Origin of the sequence: Rheinheimera texasensis DSM 17496 (assembly GCF_000711985.1) — a bacterium.
In the GTDB taxonomy this organism is placed as follows: domain Bacteria; phylum Pseudomonadota; class Gammaproteobacteria; order Enterobacterales; family Alteromonadaceae; genus Pararheinheimera; species Pararheinheimera texasensis.
Window position 1 is genome coordinate 833281 of record NZ_KL544005.1, and the last position, 17586, is coordinate 850866.

The following is a 17586-nucleotide window of genomic DNA, read 5'->3' on the forward strand; positions in this document are numbered from 1 at the left end:
CTTCATTAACATAGTCTGGCTGGCCTGCACCAGAGGCAGTACCGGCAGACTCGACAGGCAGACCGGCAAACGGGCTGTCTGCCAGACTGCGGGATAACTGAAGCGCTTTAAGGCAACAACTGCAATGCCAGACCCAACAGCACTGCGGCGCCAAGCGCCAGCTGTGCCAGCCACTGCCGCCAGTGTTGCTGCCGCGCCAGCCACCAGCTAAACCCCAGCACCGGCAGCAACGTCAGCAGAATAACCAGACGCCAGGGCTGACTGTCCGGCGGCAGCCCGAGCCAGAGTTCGGCGCTGAGCCGCAGTTGCGTCTGCCAGAGTGTCATACCCAAACCGCCCCAAATCGCGAGCGTCAGCAGAACCGCAGCGCCGCTGAGTAAACCAGTGCGGCAGACCGGCCGTGGCCTGCCGCTCAGCCAAAACCAGAGCCCGCCCAGCACAGGCCAAACCACTCCAAGCAGCGCACTGAGCAGCAAGCTCAATACTAAGGCCAGCAGCAATAAATTGGGTTGAGGTTGTTGTAACGATGCCAGTGCAGCCGCGATTGTTGGGTTTGGTTCCAGCGCGGTGACCAGAAAAGGCTTTGCAACTTCAGCTAAACAACCTGGCGGCCCAAAACGCTCTGGCGCCCGGATAAAATCGCCGACCATTTTACGCAGGCAAGGCCCACCACCGCGCACGCCGTGTAAAGCGCCAGACACTGCGATCAGCTGACTGTGTGGCCCCAGCCACTGCGACAACACCAGGCTGTCCGGCTGAAACACATCCAAACCTCCGGCCAGCAGCAACACCGGCGTTCTGACCCTGGCAGTTTCCGGTACCTGTGGCACCTGCACAGGTCCGCTGGCAGTTCCTGCCATAGCACCGGTTGAAACTGCGCTGGTTGAAACGCCGAACGACGCGCAAACCCCTTCCGGCAGACCAAAAACCTGTTCCAGGCTGTCGGCCCGTCTTTGCTGGTAATAACGTTGCCGATCCGCGCATTCAGTCGCCATCGCCGCAGCGAACTGGATGGTCGACGGCTGCAGCATGGCTTCGGCCCAGGGCTTCAGTAGTGCGGTATTGCGCTGACTCACCGCCTCCAGCCACAGGGGTAACAAAGATAAGGGTTCTTCTGCAGTTGCCGCTGCCATCACCGCCAGCCGCAGCTTGTCCGGCGTCAGCAGCAAGGGCCCAGTGCCGGTTTCCAGCTGCAGCGGGCGCTGCGTCAATTCAGTGATAGCGCGGTTAAACAGCTCCGGCATAGCGCCAAACCGTGACGCACAGCCCACTTGCTGCTGGCAAAGCTGGTCAAGCTGACGCAGCCACTGGTCTTGTTGCAATTTAAACGAGGTCAACAGTTCGTCGGGCGGATAGATGGAGTCCAACGTGACAGACTCCAGCGCTTTTGGCGCCACCGCCAGATACTGCAGCGCAACCACAGTGCCGTAAGATACTGAATAGACATGCCATTTTTCGATATTCAGCTGTTCACGCAGTAATTCCAGATCCTGCACGGTTTGAACTGTGCCGAAGTCCTGAGGGCTGTAACCTTGCGCCAGCATCTGTTGCTGACATTGCAATAGCGCTGTACGCCTTTGCTGCACGAAGCTGCTGTCATCCGGGCTTTCTGCCAATGCTTTGGTGAGATCTGCGGCAAGCTGCGGGCAAAACAACGGCCTGCTGCGGCCAGAGCCCCGCATATCGATGGTGATCAATTCATGTCCAGGCGAAAAATCGCCCGCGGACAAACCGGTGAAACGGGTCATTTCTCCGCCCGGGCCACCATGTAAAAACAACACAGGGGCAGCACCCGCTTTCGGTTCAGTGGCCGCTCTACGCACCACAGCCAGCTGAAACTCACTGCCATCCGGGCTGTGCACCTTCAGCGTGCCGCATTGCAGCCGCGCCGCCACGGCAGCGGATGAAACCGGCAGATCACAAGGCTGAGCCTGATAAGCAGGTATCGGCTCTTTTGCTGTGGTTGCTTCGTCGCTAACTTGCGCCGCATATGCCGCAACACTCGCCGCTCCACACCACAAGAACCCGCTCAGCACAGTCAAAAACATCAGTCTGATCATGCAGTTTTATCCTTTTATCCGGCCTGTACCGAGCCTATACCAGAGCGCTGCGCTTCGCCAGTCGCGCCAGTGCGGCCATCGTTGCCGTGCTGGTTATTAATAACATCCCGGCTCGCGCGGGCAACTATTGCCGCGGCTGCAAATCAGCTGCGCCGGTTTGTCGAGCGAGCGCGCCACCCAGTTGATATTCAGAATGTTACTGATGGTCGTCAGCGTCGAGCGGATAGCCGCCGGCACCGCCACTTTGCCCCCCCCTTTGACACACAGCTGTTTCATTTCCTGCGCCAGACTGTCGGCGTCTATGCCCTGCGCACTGATGGCCGGGTTTAAATCGACCCCGGCGCACAACACGTGCGGGTTGCCGGCCAAATCCATCACTTTGGTCGATTCACAGCAATAAATCCTGGGCTGGCCCTGCACATCCAGCAAAGACAGCTGCGCCGAATGCTGCTGCGTGGCGGCTTCAAACATCCGGAACACCGCCCAGTGCTGGCAAGGGTCTTCCACCTGGCGCATATTGCCCCAAGGCAGCGGAATGCCATTACCACGATACACAGCTTTGAGTTTACCCGGCGTGTAGGCATCAAAATAATGCCAGTGCTGATAAGGCGACACCGCCGTCATCCGTCGCATCGCTACCGAGGCTGAGACGCCAGCCGCCTGATGCGAGCTGATTTCATAACCGTGCCGGTCCAGCAACTGGCGAAATGGCAACTTAGGACACAGTAGCGCACCGGCAAAAAAACTTGATTCAAAATCACGCCAGGCATGCAGGATGTCCTGCGGCGCCAGGTTGGCGTTGCCGTCTGAAGCTTCCTGCGCGCCACCAACCCGCATACTGCTTTTCACACCATCTTTGTTGTGCAGCACTGCATGGCCGATATGCACCGCCAGCTCGTACTTCAGCCTTGTCGGATGTTGTTCCAGAATACGGTTTAAATGCAAAGTGCCGGGCGGCAGGAAATAGGAGGTTTGCACGTTTTTACTGCGCACGCCCAACTCGTCGAGCAATTCAGTTGGCACTTCGGTAAACCAGCGCACCTGCAGGCCGACTTTTTTCGCAATTTGCAACAGCTCATCGGCGCTCAGCGGCATACGTTTCTGGCCAATTTCTTCGGCCGCCCGCTCCAGTTCCGGGAAATGGTTCTGGTGATGTTCCTGATGGGCGCGAATAAGCAGCTGCGCAAACTGGCGGCCACCTGTGCCGGTTTGTGACAACAGCTCCGGAATGGCGATTTGCAGAATGTCCGGCGCAAACAAAAAGCCCGGTTCCAGCGCCATGCCGGAAATACCACCACGGCTGCCTTTGGCGGGCGTTAGATCAGTGCCGGCGTCGATGCCGTCCAAAAACCAGTCCGGAGATTTTTGAAAAACTTCGGCGATCACGGCCAGCATTTCCGGCGACGGCACGCGCTTGCCGGTTTCAATCATCGACAAATACGACACCGACGGCGCGTATTCGGCATTGATGCGAATACAGCGCGTGGACAGGTCGTCCATAGTTAAGTTATTGCGTTTCCTCAGGTTTCTGATTTTAGTCCCGAGAAAATGTGACTGGCGTAACAGGCTTTTTGCATTGGTCATTTTGTAAAATTCACACTGTGAAGTTTTAATTGTGAAATTTCGCTTAAAAACAACATAGACTGTTTTACAGGCAATCACAACAGCCGCCATGCCCGCCACCCTACCGGGCCAAACAGACAAAGAGTGAGCGAGGATAGAACCATGAACATGACCGCACTGCAGATAAATACCGACCCGATGATCCAGCAACAACTGCAACAACTGACAGCGCTGAACGACGCGCACCACCGTCAGGTGCTGGATTACTCCAAAGCCATGCTGGATAAATTATTTCCGCTGGAACATGGCTCGCATCAGCAGGTGAAAAGCTATGTGGTCTATTACCAGCATCTGCTGGCATTTTTCGCCGATGGCCAAAGCACAGGCCTGAAAAATCCGGCACAGTTTGTCGCCCTGTGCGGCAGTAAAGAACAACCGCAAACCCTGTTATTTAACGATGGCAGCCGTCATCTGGAAATCAGCCTGTGTCGGCACAGCGAGCGCGGCAGCGAAGATTGTGCCGGCATCGAAGATATTCAGTTGCAGCTCGACGGTGACGAGTGGTTTTCCTTAGTTCGCGGCACTGTAGTCACCACGCAGAAACAATGCCGCAGTGGCGCCAGCTACACCCACAAAGCCGGCGGCGACTACCGCTTAATTTAATCCTGCTCCGCGGTTGAAAGACAGGTCTTGCAAAGTTTGCCGGGCCTGTTTTTCTGTCAGCCAGTGGCCCTGTCACGGAATTTTTTACCCTCCCGCAGCTCTGAGGTAAACTATGGCGATTATTTCGCCGACCAATAGCCAGCAACACCGACCATAAAGTCACAGCAGTTGCTATTACCCGGAGCCTGTTTATTTTGATCCTGCGATTACTGCTATTAGTGGCGGCTTTGCTGCTGTGGGTATTCTGGCCTGACAATACGCCGGTCAAACCGCTGCCTGCCAGTAAAACCGCCAGTTGTTTCCAACAGATCAGCTGGCGACTCGACAGCATCGACCCGGCTTTTGGCCTCAGTGCTGAGCAGGCACTGCCGCTGCTGCAGGATGCAGCCAATCAATGGAATCAGGCACTTGGTAAAGAAGTGCTGCGCTATGACCCACAACAAGGCTTTCCTGTCCGTTTTATCTTTGACGCCCGCCAGCAACAACAGCTGGAACAACTGATGCTCGAGCGCAATCTGCACCGCTATGACAACCGCATTGAGGACCAGCAACGGGATTTCGAACAGCAACTGGCTGAATTTCAACAGTTAAAAGATGAGTTTGCCGAAAAAGACCGCCAGCTGGCCGCCGATATTCAGGCGTTTAACCAAAAAGCCCAGCAGGCAGACCCCGGCGCCGCCGCTTTGCTGGGCAAAGAGCAGGCAGAATTGCTGAGCCGGCAAAAAGAACATGCGCTGGAAGCGGAACAACTCGATGCGCTGACAGAGAAACTGCAGGACCGCCAACAACAACTGAACAACACAATCGCTGATCGCAATGCTTTAATCCCGGAACAACAGCCAACGGGCCTCGCTGAAGTGGGCTTGTTAGAGCAACAGGGCGCCAACCGCATGATGACCATATTCGCCTATAAAGATGCCCATCATCTGACCTTAACGCTGCTGCATGAATTTGGCCATGCGCTGGGTTTGGACCATCTGGCAGATCGCAGCAGCATCATGCACAGCCAGCTCAATGGCTCGCAGCAAGGGCTGACCAGCGCCGACATTCAGGCCTGGCAACAGCAATGTTCAGCGCGGGGCTGATAAAAAAACACGTGAAAAAAAACCGCCGGACGGCGGTTTTTTTAATCACAAAGGTCTTATCAGCCCATCGCTGCCAGGCCGATAAAACCGGCAAAGGCCAGAGCTGCGGCAATCAGGCAGTACGGCAACTGTGTCACCGCATGGGAGATCAGGTTACAACCTGAACCCTGCGCCGCCAGCACCGTTGAATCACTGTAGAAACACGCCTGCGAACCAAAAGACGCCGCCGATAACAACGCGCCGATCACCAGCGGAATATCAGCATTCACCGCAGTCGCCAGTGGCATCACAATCGGGATCGATACGGCAAAAATACCCCAGCTTGAGCCGGTGGCAAACGACAACAACGCCATCGCCACAAACACCAGCGCCGGCAACATAGTCGCATTCATATAAGGCGTCAGATTATCGATGACAAACTGCGGCAGCATGATCTTGTCGCAGACATCTTTAAAAATAAACGCCGCGATGACGGTGCTGATGGCCGGCAGCATGGTTTTAAAGCCATTCATCATCACTTCCATCATTTCGCTGATGGTCATCAGTTTCTGGAAATAATAATAAGGAATGATCAGCAACAAAGTCGCAATCACGCCTTTGAGCACATCGATGTCGAAATAAATAGTGAAAGCAATCAGCGCCAGCATCGGCACCAGAAAGTTATGCAGCTGGCCTTGTTTATCAGAGTGTTCAAACTCCTGCTCAATCGCCTGCACGGCATATTCGTCGCTGGTGTGGTGTGGCATTTCATGTTGCGCATGGTGTTGACCGTGGCTGCCTTTGACGATGTTTTTCGCATCAGCCGCCAGTTCACAGTCAATCGGCGTCCCGGCCTGAGTCGCCAGCTCGGCTTTTTTCATTGGGCCCAAATCCGGCACGATTTTCAACGCGACCAGCATCACCATTAACACAGCAAACCAGGCATAAAACATATATGGAATAGCCTGGATATACACCTCAATGCCTTTGCCTTTTTCCGCGATTCCGTTGTCGACCAGCAGGCCGCCAAAAAATACCGCCCAGGTGGAGATCGGGATAATGACGCAGATAGGCGCTGCGGTAGAGTCGACGATATACGCCAGTTTTTGCCGGGAGATTTTGTATTTGTCGGTGACCCGCTTCATCGCTTCGCCAACCGACAACGCATTGAGGTAATCATCGATAAAGATGATGCAGCCCAGGATAAAAGTCATAAACATCGACGAGCGCTGACCCGTCGCCAGGCGCGAGCCAAAGCGGCCAAAGGCCAAAGCACCACCGGTGTGAATGAGCAATGAGATTAAAGCACCAAAACCACCGCAGACCAGAATCAACCAGCCAATGGTTTCATCCTGCATCACTTTGAGCGAGATTTCGGCAAAATTATTAAAAGAATCGGCCGGCGATAACAGCAGCAAACCTGCCACAGCACCAACAACCAGCGACAGGATCGGTCGTTTCGACCAAATTGCTACCGCCATGACCACAATAGGTGGGATTAAACTTAACGCACTGGGTGAATCCATCAGGGGTTCCTTTCAAAAACTCCAGGTGACTGGTCAATAACACCACGACAAACAGAAAGCTTGTCGTCAGATTCGGCTCTGGCAGATTGACGCCTGCGTGCTGCCTTTGTTGTTTTTTTGTTTGCACAACTCAGCGGGAATTGTGGTCGGATATGATAACAAAATATGCTGCTGACTCAATCTTTGATTCAGTACGCCAGCAGCGCGCCGGCAGCGCCGTGCCTGACAGGCAAAACAATGAGTATGAAAGGCTAAGCAGATGTTTTTGCAAAACAATCTGCTTGTTGGAAACTTGTTTGCCAAGCACTATGCTGAGTATTCAATGCACAAGGGGCGGCCCATGTTATTAAATCTGGTAATTGCTTATTGGATCTTTTCTGTGCTGCTCGGGATCTGGGCAGCCCGCCGGGTGCACAGCAGCGCGGATTTCGCTGTCGCCGGCCGCCATCTACCTTTTTATATGGTCACCGCCACTGTGTTCGCCACCTGGTTTGGCTCTGAAGCTGTGCTGGGCATTCCTGCCACTTTTCTGGACGGCAATCTCGGCTCTATTGTGGCCGACCCGTTTGGTACTTCTATTTGTTTGATTCTGGTGGGGTTATTCTTTGCTGCACCTTTATACCGCATGCGTTTACTCACCATCGGTGACTTTTACAAACGCCGCTATGGCCGCACTGCCGAAGTGTTTTGTTCGCTGGCCATTGTGATTTCTTATCTCGGTTGGGTCGGCGCACAAATCACCGCACTTGGCCTGGTATTTAATGTGGTCTCCGGCGGCATGATCAGCCAGGAACTGGGCATGTGGATCGGTGCAGGTTCTATTCTGGTGTACACCCTGGTCGGTGGCATGTGGGCCGTGGCTGTGACCGATTTGGTGCAGATGGTGGTGATTATTCTGGGGCTTTTATACATCAGCCATGAAGTGGCGGATATGGCCGGCGGTGTCGCAACCGTCGTGCAGCATGCGGCGGACGCTGGTAAATTCAGCTTTTGGCCGGCCTGGGATTTAAAAGCGGTGTTGGCGTTTATTGCCGTGTCGCTGACGATGATGCTGGGATCTATTCCACAACAAGACATTTTCCAGCGCGTGCAAAGCGCCAAAACCGAAAAAATCGCCGTCTGGGCCACCATCTGCGGTGGCACCGGTTATTTCTTTTTCGCTTTTATTCCGCTCTTTATTGCCTACGCCGCCACTATGTTGCAACCGGACATGGTGGCGCGGCTGATGCAAACCGACAGCCAGCTGATCCTGCCGCAGTTTGTCATGGACCAGATGCCTTTTGTCGCCCAGGTGATTTTCTTTGGCGCCTTGCTCTCAGCGATTAAAGGCTGTGCCTCTGCCACTTTACTGGCGCCATCCGTCTCCTTTTCCGAAAACATCCTGCGGCCGTTATTGCCCCCGCTTAATGACCGTCAACTGCTACGGCTGATGCAGGCGGTGACTTTTGTATTTTGCTGCGCGGTGCTGGCCTATGCGCTCAATAGCGAAGCGTCGATTTTTGCCATGGTGGAAAGTGCCTATCAGGTCACGTTGGTCACCGCTTTTGTGCCGCTGGCGTTTGGCGTGTATTGGCGCCGCGCAAGCAATCAGGGCGCGCTTTGCGCCATTGGCTCTGGTTTGCTGGTTTGGCAAGGCATGGTCTGGTTTGGGCCGGAAGACCCACTGCTGGCCCCGCAATTTGCCGGTTTTCTGGCAAGCCTCGCCGGTATGTTGATTGGCTCTTTATTGCCGCAATATCTGCCGCACAACCACGAAGTCCATGACCAGTTGCACCGGGGTGAACATGGTCACAGCGCGTTGTAAGCATCAAATGCGTTGCCTCAGTTCAGGGCTGTTACTGGCTCTGCTTAGCTGCGTCGGTAAAGCCGGCGCTGAACCCTTGAAGTTTTTCACTGAACACAGCCCGCCGGGAGAATATCTGGCTGAAGACGGCCAGGTGAAAGGGCCCACAGTTGAACTGATCCGCATCCTGCAACAGCGGCTGCAAGATGAAGGCCCGATTGAAATCTATCCATGGGCACGTGCGGTACAACTGGCCAGTCAGGAACCCAATGCGGTGCTGTTCGAAACCGTGCGGAACTCGTTGCGCGAGGATAAATATCAATGGGTGGGCCCACTGAAAATCCATGAAATCACGTTGTACGGTCGCAGCAGCAACAGTAAAAATGCCAACTCAAGGCCAATCGCCTGTGACTACCGCGATTCAGCCGTGTTAAGTCAAATCCGTCAGCTGGGCTATCAGGAGAACCGAGATCTGGTGGTCACCATTAAAGCCGGTGAATGCAATGAGTTACTGCTCAAAGGCCGCGTCGATTTAGTCGCGCTGAATCAGCTGGTATTTGCCGAACTGAACCAACAACTGGCCGCACAGCAAGACAGCCTTAAACCGGTGCACAAACTGGCCGCCGCGCGCTTATATATGGCGTTCTCTCCAAAAATTGCTCCGGAGCGCGTAGCCCGCTGGCAGCAAGCCCTGCTGGACAGCTACCGCGATGGCACCATGCGTGGGCTTTATCAACACATTTATAGTGAAGCGATGATTCAGCAGCTGGAGCAATTGGCGGCGTCGCCGGCAACTCCAGCGCAGTAAGCGTGGCCAGATTTGCAACTACCCGGGCTTTAAGCTCTGATCGCCGGCACCCAGCTGACAAAACCGATGGCAGCAATACCACCGAGCGTGATCAGACACCCCAGCAGCATCAGACCCGCAACAGTCCATTTCACGGCGGCACTGCGCTGGCGCTCTGCCCAAAACACCAGTTCAGCCACCGCCATCGGCAGCAGATAACAGGCGAAGCTGAAGAACAAATCCATTGGCCCGTCTAGCTTGCTGCTGTTGCCATTTGGCCCCTGATTCAGCACAAACCAGCCATACAGATACAAGCGGAAGCTCCAGACACCATTGACCAGCAAAAAGCTATGCACGGCCCAGCGTTTATGCGCACTGAAGTTACGGGCGATGGCATAACGCCAGGCGAAGAAAATCGCCACCGGGATCAGCAAGCCATTGAGCGTAATGCCAATAGCGCCAAGATCACTCAGGCGGTTACCAGCGCCCCAGGTTAAATACAGCCCGGTGATAGCGCCGCTCAGGCCAAGCGTCATAAACATCCGGCCATTCCAGCGGTGCAGCCTCGGCATTTTCTGGCGAATTTGCGGCACAAACTGCAGGATGCCACCAAGCCCCAGCAAGACCACCGGCAGGATATGGCCGAAATAAACCAGGTTGTAAAAACCTTCGCCCGGTTTATAGCCGCCAATATGATTGCCCTGATTGACGCTTTGATAATCGCCACTCAACAGCGGCGAGCCATAGCGCGCCATGATATAGACAGCAAATAACCACTGGCCGCACAGCGCCAGCACGAACCAGCTATAGACACAGCCCTTTAGCAGCGCATCGGCGCGGCTTTGGGTCTCTGCTACATAGATAACGGAAGATACAGTCATCACATACTCCTGAAGTAAATACTATTCAGGCAGCATGACGACAACGGCGGTGTTGATCGCGCCGGATTCGGAATTCGGCCTATGGTTTTTGCAAAAGTCCCCGAAAAGCACATCAAAAAATCTAATCCTTCCGTCACAATTCTTCTTGTGCTTCCGCCACGGCCCTGTCACGCAGGACCATTATTCTGACGCCCGTTGCTGCTGTTGCAGCGTCAACCTCAGAAGGAAAATCGGATGAAACTGCTGACTCACACTCCAACATTGCTGGCCGGCCTGTTTGCCCTGGTTCTGCTGAATATCGGCGCTGCACAGGCGGCAGACCAACAACACAACTACAGCAACAGTGGTTACTGCCAGCTGGCAGCGAAAGGTACTTCACAGTATCAGCGTAATCTGCTGGCTGCTTATGCCGGTAAACTGGGGTATGCGCCAAGCCAACGTGAATGCCGCACCCTGCAGCAACAGCGCACAGTCCACGCACCGGTGTTTGAGCTAGGTAGTGCTATCAAACAATTTGAACAAGGCTCAGTGCGTAAATTGCCAAATGCCACAGTGGAAAAACTGAAAGAATTAGATAGAAACCGCCAGCAACAGTGGTTTAATCAGGTCGCTGGTTAAGCTGCGCCATCACGACACGGGCGGCAGCACTCACCGCCCGTACATTTCTGTTGCTAACGCTTGAGCCAACCCACTGCAATTGCCTACAATGGCGCTCTTTTTTTTCAGCAGAAGCTCAGTATGAACGACACCACCGCACGCCCGGAATTACCAGACCGTTTATCAGTCCAACCGCGCAGCCCGCATTACAATGCCGCTGTGTTCGAATTTGATATCGGTATCCGCCTGAACGGCAAAGAACGTTTTGACGTTGAAGAATATTGCATCAGCGAAGGCTGGGTCAAAGTACCAGCCGGCAAAGCTGTTGACCGCCGTGGCCAGCCGCTGCTGATGACGATGAAAGGCAAAGTTGAAGCTTATTACCGCTAAGACAACCCAAAATCTTTAAAAAACCGCCCGTTTGTCACCAACCTGGGCGGTTTTTTTTCAGGCAGTGATCGCACTGGCAATCAGCTGTGCCTGCTGGCGAATTTCATGCAGCGCAGTGCTTTCCCATAATTCACCACGCAGCAAAGCACCGATGGCATAGACTGCCGGATATACCGCACCATTGCCGTCTTTAAGCCGCAAAGACGTGACATCGGCTGCAAGGCCCAGCCCCAGCGGTCCGGCTGTCAGCGCGCCGGCAGCGATGGCTTGTTGCAGCGGATGGCCAGCCAGTTTGCGGTAGTCTTGTTCCGGCCCTGTGCAATTAATAACAAAATCTGACTGATAATCAAAAGTTTGCGCTGCCACATCCCGATGCACCCGGCTGCAAATCTGCAGGTTCAGCTGCTCACCAGCCGCCCGGGCCTGCACCACCTGGCCGGCGTGTACTTCCAATAAGCCATATAACCGTTGTTGCTGCAGCTGGTCATGTAAATGCAGCGGCACCCGGTGCCTTGCAACACCCCATAAATGCCGTAAGCGACGCATAAATAAAGTTTTTTCTGCCATGCTGAATTGTTGCCAGTAACGCTGCGTGTGGGGTCGTAACGCGTCGATCAGCGGCTCTGCGGAGATACCAAGCCGGCGCACCTGATGTCGCGCCCGGTTAAACAGCCGCAATAACTGGCGCAGGCTGGCTTGCTCTGGCAACCCTTCACTGAACTGCCGCAACTGCAGCCCCGGATGGCGGTGCGGCAACATGCCATAACCATGTGGAGATACCGATAACACCGGTGTTTTTAAGCCGGCCGCGCGCAGTGATAACAGCGTATCGACCATGGTCAGGCCGTTGCCGAGGATCAACACTTTACTGTCGGGTTTGAGGTTGGCCAGCCAGGTATCAGACCAGGGGTTTTGCACGTAAGCCGGATGCTCCGTCAGGGCCTGTAATCCAGCCGGATGACGCGGTAACTCATTACCACAAGCCAGCACCAACGCCGAAAAACTCAGCCACTGACCGTCACTTTGCAGTTGTGGTACAGCGGGGGTTGCCAGGTCCAGAGCCGTGACCGCCTGCGGCCGCAACACCACCTGCACGCCTTGCTGCGCAGCCCGGGTCTGCGCTTCCTGCCAGCGCTGCGCCACATAATTGCCAAACAAGGCGCGGGGCAGATAGGCCTGTGCCAGCACAGCGGGCTCATCAGCAGCAAAAGCCGGCTGCTGTGCTAACCACTGCAGAAAATCGTCTGGTTTAACTGGGTCCAGGCTCATTTTGCCGGCCGGGACATTGAGTAAATGCGCAACCTGCCGCGGCTGATAGGCCAGACCCCGGCCAAACTGGCCTGTCTTGTCAAAAATTGTCAGCAACAGTCCCGGCTTTGCCAGATTAATCAATTGGATAGCCACTGAAATGCCGGCTATACCCCCACCCACTATCGCGATGTTTTGCATCTGTTTTTCTGACCAACTGCATGGATACCGCCGCTGTGATAACTGGCGACCACCCTTCCTGTCAATGAAAAAAGCAGTTAAGGTACAGCGCAAGCACCCTTTCTGTTTCCAGGAGTTCCTGATGTCCCAAGCCCCTTCGCCAAAAATCGCTCTGGTTACCGGCTGTTCCGGCGGTATTGGACTGGCTTTGGCGCGTGAGCTGAAATCTCAGGGTTATCAGGTGTTTGCTACAGCTCGTCAGCCTGGTGATTTGGCGCGGCTGCAGGCCGAAGGCTTTGGCGTCTTTGCGCTGGATGTGAACGACCAAAAGCAAATTAATGCGACTGTTGCCGAACTCGGTGCCCAGCATGGCCGGCTGGATTTGCTGGTCAACAATGCCGGGTATGGCGCGATAGGCCCGGTGCTGGATATCAGCCCGGAGCGGCTGGCGCTGCAGTTTCAGACCAATGTCTTTTCGGTGGTGGCGATGACCAAAGCCGCCTTGCCGTTGCTGCAGCAAAGCCGGGGCACTGTACTGAATATCGGCAGTGTCAGTGCCAGTCTGGTCACGCCTTTTGCCGGCGTTTATTGCGCGTCCAAAGCCGCTTTGCATGCCATCAGCGAAGCACTGCGGATGGAACTGGAACCACTTGGCGTACAGATGGTGCTGGCGGTGACCGGTGCGGTCGATACCGGTTTTGCTGAGCGCGCCAGTCAACTGGCCGAACAGGTGTTATCAGAAGACTCCAGCTGGTGGCCCTACCGCGATGGGGTGCGCGCCAGAGCGCGTGCCTCTCAGGATTTTCCGACACCGGCCAGTGAATATGCCAGAGATTTAGCCAATGCGTTGCAAACCCCGCAACGCCAGCTACACATCCGCGTTGGCCGCGGCAGCTGGTTATTGCCGCTGCTCAAAGCCGTATTACCAGCCAGTCTGCTACACCGCATCCTGAAACGTAAGTTTGGCCTGTCAGCGCATTAGGAACAATTGACCTGCATCAAAATATTCTTGAGTATTTTTTAATCACAGCCCCCGATTAAGACTATCTTAAGCTTTGCCATCCTTAATGCATTAAGCCGATGTGCGAACCTTAAGTTGAACTTTATCCGGAGGCCGTATGTTTTTTTCCCGTCAGAAAACCAGCGAGAACCCAGCAACCTTGTATGCCCGGGATTTGTCATTGCTGGAAAACGACCTCAATGCGATCCGCTCCAATATCGCTTTTATCAGTTTCACACCGGACGGCACTATCCTCGATGCCAACAAGCTATTTCTCGACACTGTTGGCTATGAATATGCTGAAGTGATAGGCAAACATCACCGTATCTTTTGTGACAAAACCTACACCGGCAGCAGCGCTTATCAGCAATTCTGGCAGCAACTCAACCAGGGCAAAGCACAAAACGGTACCTTTACCCGCTTGCACAAATCCGGCACAGTGGTATATCTGCAAGCCAGCTACTTTCCGGTGCTGGATGATACTGGCCGGGTAACCAAAGTGTTTAAGCTGGCCAGCGATGTCACCGTGGACCAACTGGCTCTGCGTGATAAAAACGCCATTCTCAGCGCATTAGACCGTTCTTTGGCAGTGATTGAATTTGCTCCTGACGGCCAGATCCTAACGGCCAACGCCAACTTTCTGCAAACTATGCATTATCAGCCGGAGCAATTGAGCGGCAAACATCATCGCATGTTTTGTTATGACGAATTTTACCGTCAGCACCCTGATTTCTGGCAACGTCTGGCCGGCGGTCAGGTGTTTGCCGGTCGCTTTGAACGTAAAGATGCCCGCGGTGAGAGCATTTGGCTGGAAGCAACTTACAACCCAATTCGCGATGAACACGGTAAAGTTTATAAAGTGATTAAATTTGCCTCGGATATCAGCGAGCGCGTGCATTCTGCCCGTCAGGCGGTCGAAGTGGCCGCAGCAACGTCAGAGCAGACCTCGCAAATCACGACCAATGCGGTACAGGTGTTAAATGAAGCCGTTGAAACTTCCGCCCGTATTGCCCGTGACCTGCAACTGGCAGCCAGTAATGGCACTGAGCTTAGCCTGCAAGCAAAAAACATCAGCGACATAGTAGCAACTATCCGGGGCATTGCCGAACAAACCAACTTATTGGCGTTAAACGCGGCGATTGAAGCGGCCCGCGCCGGCGATTCCGGCCGTGGTTTTGCTGTGGTCGCCGACGAAGTGCGCAAACTCGCTGGTCGCACCGCCGATGCAACAGCGGAAATAGCCAGGGTTGTTCATACCAACACCGAACTGATTAAAACTATCGACACGCAGCTGAACGACATCAGCAGTGTCGCCGAACGGGGGCAACATAGCATCCAGGAAGTCGCTGCCGGCATCGCCGATGTGGGTCAGGGCGTGGCGAATTTTGTGGCTGTGGTGGAAAAACTCAAGCCCTAAAAGGTTGTGACACAAAAGCAAGAACGGTCAGGCGGCGGTGTGATGACTTTGATACAGTAAGGCCATTGCTTGCTTAAGGAACTTGCTGATGTCAGAACCATTTTTAGCGCTGTTGCCGCGTTTACTCCAGCTGATTGAAAACGCCGATGAACCACTGACGCTAACCGAACTCAGTGCCCGCAGCGGTTATTCCGCCTGGCATCTGCACCGGCAGTTCCGCTTGCATTGTGGCATGCCGCTACAAAGTTATCAGCGGTTACTGAAGCTGCAACGTGCGGCCACTGCGCTGGCCTATCGGCAAACACCAGTCACCGAACTGGCTTTAGACGCCGGTTATCAGCATGCCGAAAGTTTCAGCCGGGCTTTTGCCCGCTGGCTGGGCCAGGCACCGGCGCAATTTCGCCAGCAGCCGGACTGGCAATATTGGGCGCAGCAAACTGAACAGCTGAACCACATTGCCGGCACTGACAAGGGAGATGTTGCCGATTCGGGCTTAAGAACCGAGCAGCGCGACAGCACCCTGCTGCTGCAATGGCTGCATCAGGGCCATCCGGCCAGCATCGGCAATAGTATCCGGCGTTTTATTGAGTTTCGCCGTAGCAATAAATTACATCCCAGCCGCTTCGCGACCTTTAACCTGTTATATGACGACCCACAGGATTGCGCACCGGATGACTACCGTTTTGGCCTGGCGCTGCAGCTTAGCGGACCACAGCCGGATTTGCTGCAGCAGCCGGAGTTAAGTCTGGTGACGGTGCCGGCCGGTTTATACGCCTGTTATGAGCACATTGGGCCTGATGCTCAGCTGGAACCCATTATCCGTGCCTTATACACAGAACTGCTGCCCGCGCGCGGCTGGCTGCCCGCCGATGTGCCTTTGTTGCTGGAACGGGTTAGTTTTTTTCCGGATGTGCCGGCACATCAGGCACAAACGCGCATCTGGCTCGCACTACAGACCGACTGAAGCCATTGTTGATCAAGGTCAGTTTTGCCTGGACAAGAACCGGCTAAACTCAACGCAGTTTTAGCCTGTTCTTCAACACGGACCTGATCATGAAATATCCCAACGCCGCCAGTGCTTTAAATCTGATTGGCAACAATGAGTTCATCTGGAGCCACTCGATGGCTGCCACCCCTTACTGCATGCTGGACGCTTTAGCCCAGGTGGCGCGCGATAAACAGCAGCTCACATTACTCAGCCTGCATACCGAAAAAAGCGGCGCTTTGTGCGCGCCAGAGCTCGCCGGTCATTTGCGCCAACGGGTATTTTTTGTCGGTGGCCCGACCCGCCCGGCGGTGAACTGTGGCCTTGCTGATTACGTGCCCTGTTTTTTATCCGAAATTCCGAAGTTGTTCCGAAGCAAAGAGCAACGCGTCGACACCGCTATCGTGCAGGTCTCACCACCGGATAAACACGGCCTGTGTAGCCTCGGCGTGTCGGTGGAAGCCACCCGCGCTGCAATGCAAAACGCCCGGCGTGTCATTGCGCAAATCAACCCGCGTATGCCCCGTACCCACGGCGACTCTTTTGTCCATTTGCAGGATTTCGCCGCGTACGTTGAGCTGGAATCACAAATCCCGCTGCATCTGCCGGCGGAACAGGACCCGGTGACAAAACAAATTGGCGCCAATGTCGCCAGCCTGATCCGTGACGGCGACTGTCTGCAAATGGGCATAGGCGCTATTCCGGATGCGGCGCTGGCTTGCCTTGGCGACCGGCGGAACTTAGGCGTGCACACCGAAATGTTTTCCGACGGTGTGTTACCACTGCTGGAACAAGGCGTGATCAACAACCGCAATAAGAAAAAACATCCGGGCAAAGTGGTCACCACTTTTGCCATGGGCAGTCAGGCGCTGTACGACTTTGTCGACGACAATCCGGAAGTGGTGTTTCTCGATGTGGCTTACACCAATGACACGGCGGTGATCCGGCAAAACCCGCAGGTGGTGTCGATTAACAGTGCTTTGCAGGTCGATTTGTCCGGCCAAATCTGTGCCGATTCCCTCGGCACTAAGATTTATTCCGGTGTGGGCGGTCAGATGGATTTTGTCCGTGGCGCTGGTTTGTCCGAAGGCGGCCGTGCCATTATCGCACTGCCAAGCACCGCAGCCGGGGGCACAGTCTCGCGCATCAGTTCCTTGTTAAGCCCAGGCGCTGGCGTCGTCACCACCCGCGCTCATGCCCACTATATTGTCACTGAATATGGCGTGGCGAACTTACGTGCCCGCAGTCTGAACGAGCGCGCCAAAGCCTTAATCGACATCGCCGCACCACAATTTCGTGAGCAACTGGCCCGGCAGGCCTATGAGGATTGGGGCCTGCTCGTCTAACCCTTGCCAGGCGGAGCGGACTGGCCAAAGTCCGCTCGTTAACTCACTCTGGCAAGAGTATGGTTAATTTTTGATTTAATTCAGCTTTTCGCCCTT

Annotated in this window: 15 protein-coding genes; 10 read left to right on the plus strand and 5 right to left on the minus strand. The window is 54.7% G+C overall.

Going from position 1 to position 17586, the window contains the following annotated elements; genetic code table 11:
• Positions 1-107: 107 nt before the first annotated feature.
• Together Q399_RS0114185 and Q399_RS0114190 are read right to left on the minus strand one after the other, a co-directional pair.
• Positions 108-2060: an alpha/beta fold hydrolase gene (locus tag Q399_RS0114185; protein ID WP_031569498.1), complete on the minus strand. Its 1953-nt coding sequence runs from the start codon at positions 2058-2060 to the stop codon at positions 108-110.
• A 96-nt stretch (positions 2061-2156) separates the two neighbouring features.
• Complete coding sequence (locus Q399_RS0114190; RefSeq protein WP_031569500.1) at positions 2157-3644, minus strand: DUF3612 domain-containing protein; 1488 nt, start codon at positions 3642-3644, stop codon at positions 2157-2159.
• Positions 3645-3785: 141 nt separating this feature from the next.
• Here Q399_RS0114190 and Q399_RS0114195 point away from each other — a divergent pair, with 141 nt between their 5' ends.
• Both Q399_RS0114195 and Q399_RS21190 read left to right on the plus strand, forming a co-directional pair.
• The gene (locus Q399_RS0114195; RefSeq protein WP_031569503.1) at positions 3786-4286 is read left to right on the plus strand and encodes an aldolase/citrate lyase/malate synthase family protein; all 501 of its coding nucleotides are present in this window, start codon (positions 3786-3788) and stop codon (positions 4284-4286) included.
• Between the two features lie 194 nt (positions 4287-4480).
• On the plus strand, positions 4481-5371 hold the full coding sequence (locus Q399_RS21190; RefSeq protein ID WP_051686010.1) for a matrixin family metalloprotease: 891 nt from the start codon (positions 4481-4483) through the stop codon (positions 5369-5371).
• A 59-nt stretch (positions 5372-5430) separates the two neighbouring features.
• Here the strand turns inward: Q399_RS21190 and Q399_RS0114205 are convergent, their stop codons facing one another.
• Positions 5431-6876, minus strand: coding sequence for a Na+/H+ antiporter NhaC family protein (locus Q399_RS0114205; RefSeq protein ID WP_031569505.1), 1446 nt, complete (start codon positions 6874-6876; stop codon positions 5431-5433).
• A 340-nt stretch (positions 6877-7216) separates the two neighbouring features.
• Between Q399_RS0114205 and Q399_RS0114215 the strand changes: the two genes are divergently transcribed.
• Both Q399_RS0114215 and Q399_RS21675 read left to right on the plus strand, forming a co-directional pair.
• Positions 7217-8680: a high affinity choline transporter 1 gene (locus Q399_RS0114215; RefSeq protein ID WP_031569506.1), complete on the plus strand. Its 1464-nt coding sequence runs from the start codon at positions 7217-7219 to the stop codon at positions 8678-8680.
• On the plus strand, positions 8661-9467 hold the full coding sequence (locus Q399_RS21675) for a substrate-binding periplasmic protein (protein ID WP_051686011.1): 807 nt from the start codon (positions 8661-8663) through the stop codon (positions 9465-9467). Before Q399_RS0114215 ends, Q399_RS21675 begins: the two co-directional genes overlap by 20 nt.
• A 29-nt stretch (positions 9468-9496) precedes the next feature.
• Here the strand turns inward: Q399_RS21675 and Q399_RS0114225 are convergent, their stop codons facing one another.
• The gene (locus tag Q399_RS0114225; protein ID WP_031569514.1) at positions 9497-10327 is read right to left on the minus strand and encodes a DUF2306 domain-containing protein; all 831 of its coding nucleotides are present in this window, start codon (positions 10325-10327) and stop codon (positions 9497-9499) included.
• 234 nt (positions 10328-10561) lie between these two features.
• Here Q399_RS0114225 and Q399_RS0114230 point away from each other — a divergent pair, with 234 nt between their 5' ends.
• Both Q399_RS0114230 and Q399_RS0114235 read left to right on the plus strand, forming a co-directional pair.
• Complete coding sequence (locus Q399_RS0114230; protein ID WP_051686012.1) at positions 10562-10945, plus strand: hypothetical protein; 384 nt, start codon at positions 10562-10564, stop codon at positions 10943-10945.
• Between the two features lie 120 nt (positions 10946-11065).
• Positions 11066-11314, plus strand: a complete 249-nt coding sequence (locus tag Q399_RS0114235) for a DUF3297 family protein (protein ID WP_031569517.1) — start codon at positions 11066-11068, stop codon at positions 11312-11314.
• A gap of 57 nt (positions 11315-11371) precedes the next feature.
• Here Q399_RS0114235 and Q399_RS0114240 read toward each other — a convergent pair whose 3' ends face one another.
• The gene (locus Q399_RS0114240; RefSeq protein WP_031569518.1) at positions 11372-12763 is read right to left on the minus strand and encodes an FAD/NAD(P)-binding protein; all 1392 of its coding nucleotides are present in this window, start codon (positions 12761-12763) and stop codon (positions 11372-11374) included.
• Positions 12764-12884: 121 nt separating this feature from the next.
• Between Q399_RS0114240 and Q399_RS0114245 the strand changes: the two genes are divergently transcribed.
• The 4 genes from Q399_RS0114245 to Q399_RS0114260 all read left to right on the plus strand — a co-directional run bounded on the left by Q399_RS0114245 (position 12885) and on the right by Q399_RS0114260 (position 17490).
• The gene (locus tag Q399_RS0114245) at positions 12885-13724 is read left to right on the plus strand and encodes an SDR family oxidoreductase (RefSeq protein ID WP_031569522.1); all 840 of its coding nucleotides are present in this window, start codon (positions 12885-12887) and stop codon (positions 13722-13724) included.
• Between the two features lie 136 nt (positions 13725-13860).
• On the plus strand, positions 13861-15159 hold the full coding sequence (locus Q399_RS22475; RefSeq protein WP_031569523.1) for a methyl-accepting chemotaxis protein: 1299 nt from the start codon (positions 13861-13863) through the stop codon (positions 15157-15159).
• 88 nt (positions 15160-15247) lie between these two features.
• Complete coding sequence (locus Q399_RS0114255) at positions 15248-16123, plus strand: AraC family transcriptional regulator (RefSeq protein ID WP_031569524.1); 876 nt, start codon at positions 15248-15250, stop codon at positions 16121-16123.
• Positions 16124-16212: 89 nt separating this feature from the next.
• Positions 16213-17490, plus strand: a complete 1278-nt coding sequence (locus Q399_RS0114260; protein ID WP_031569525.1) for an acetyl-CoA hydrolase/transferase family protein — start codon at positions 16213-16215, stop codon at positions 17488-17490.
• Positions 17491-17586 lie beyond the last annotated feature (96 nt).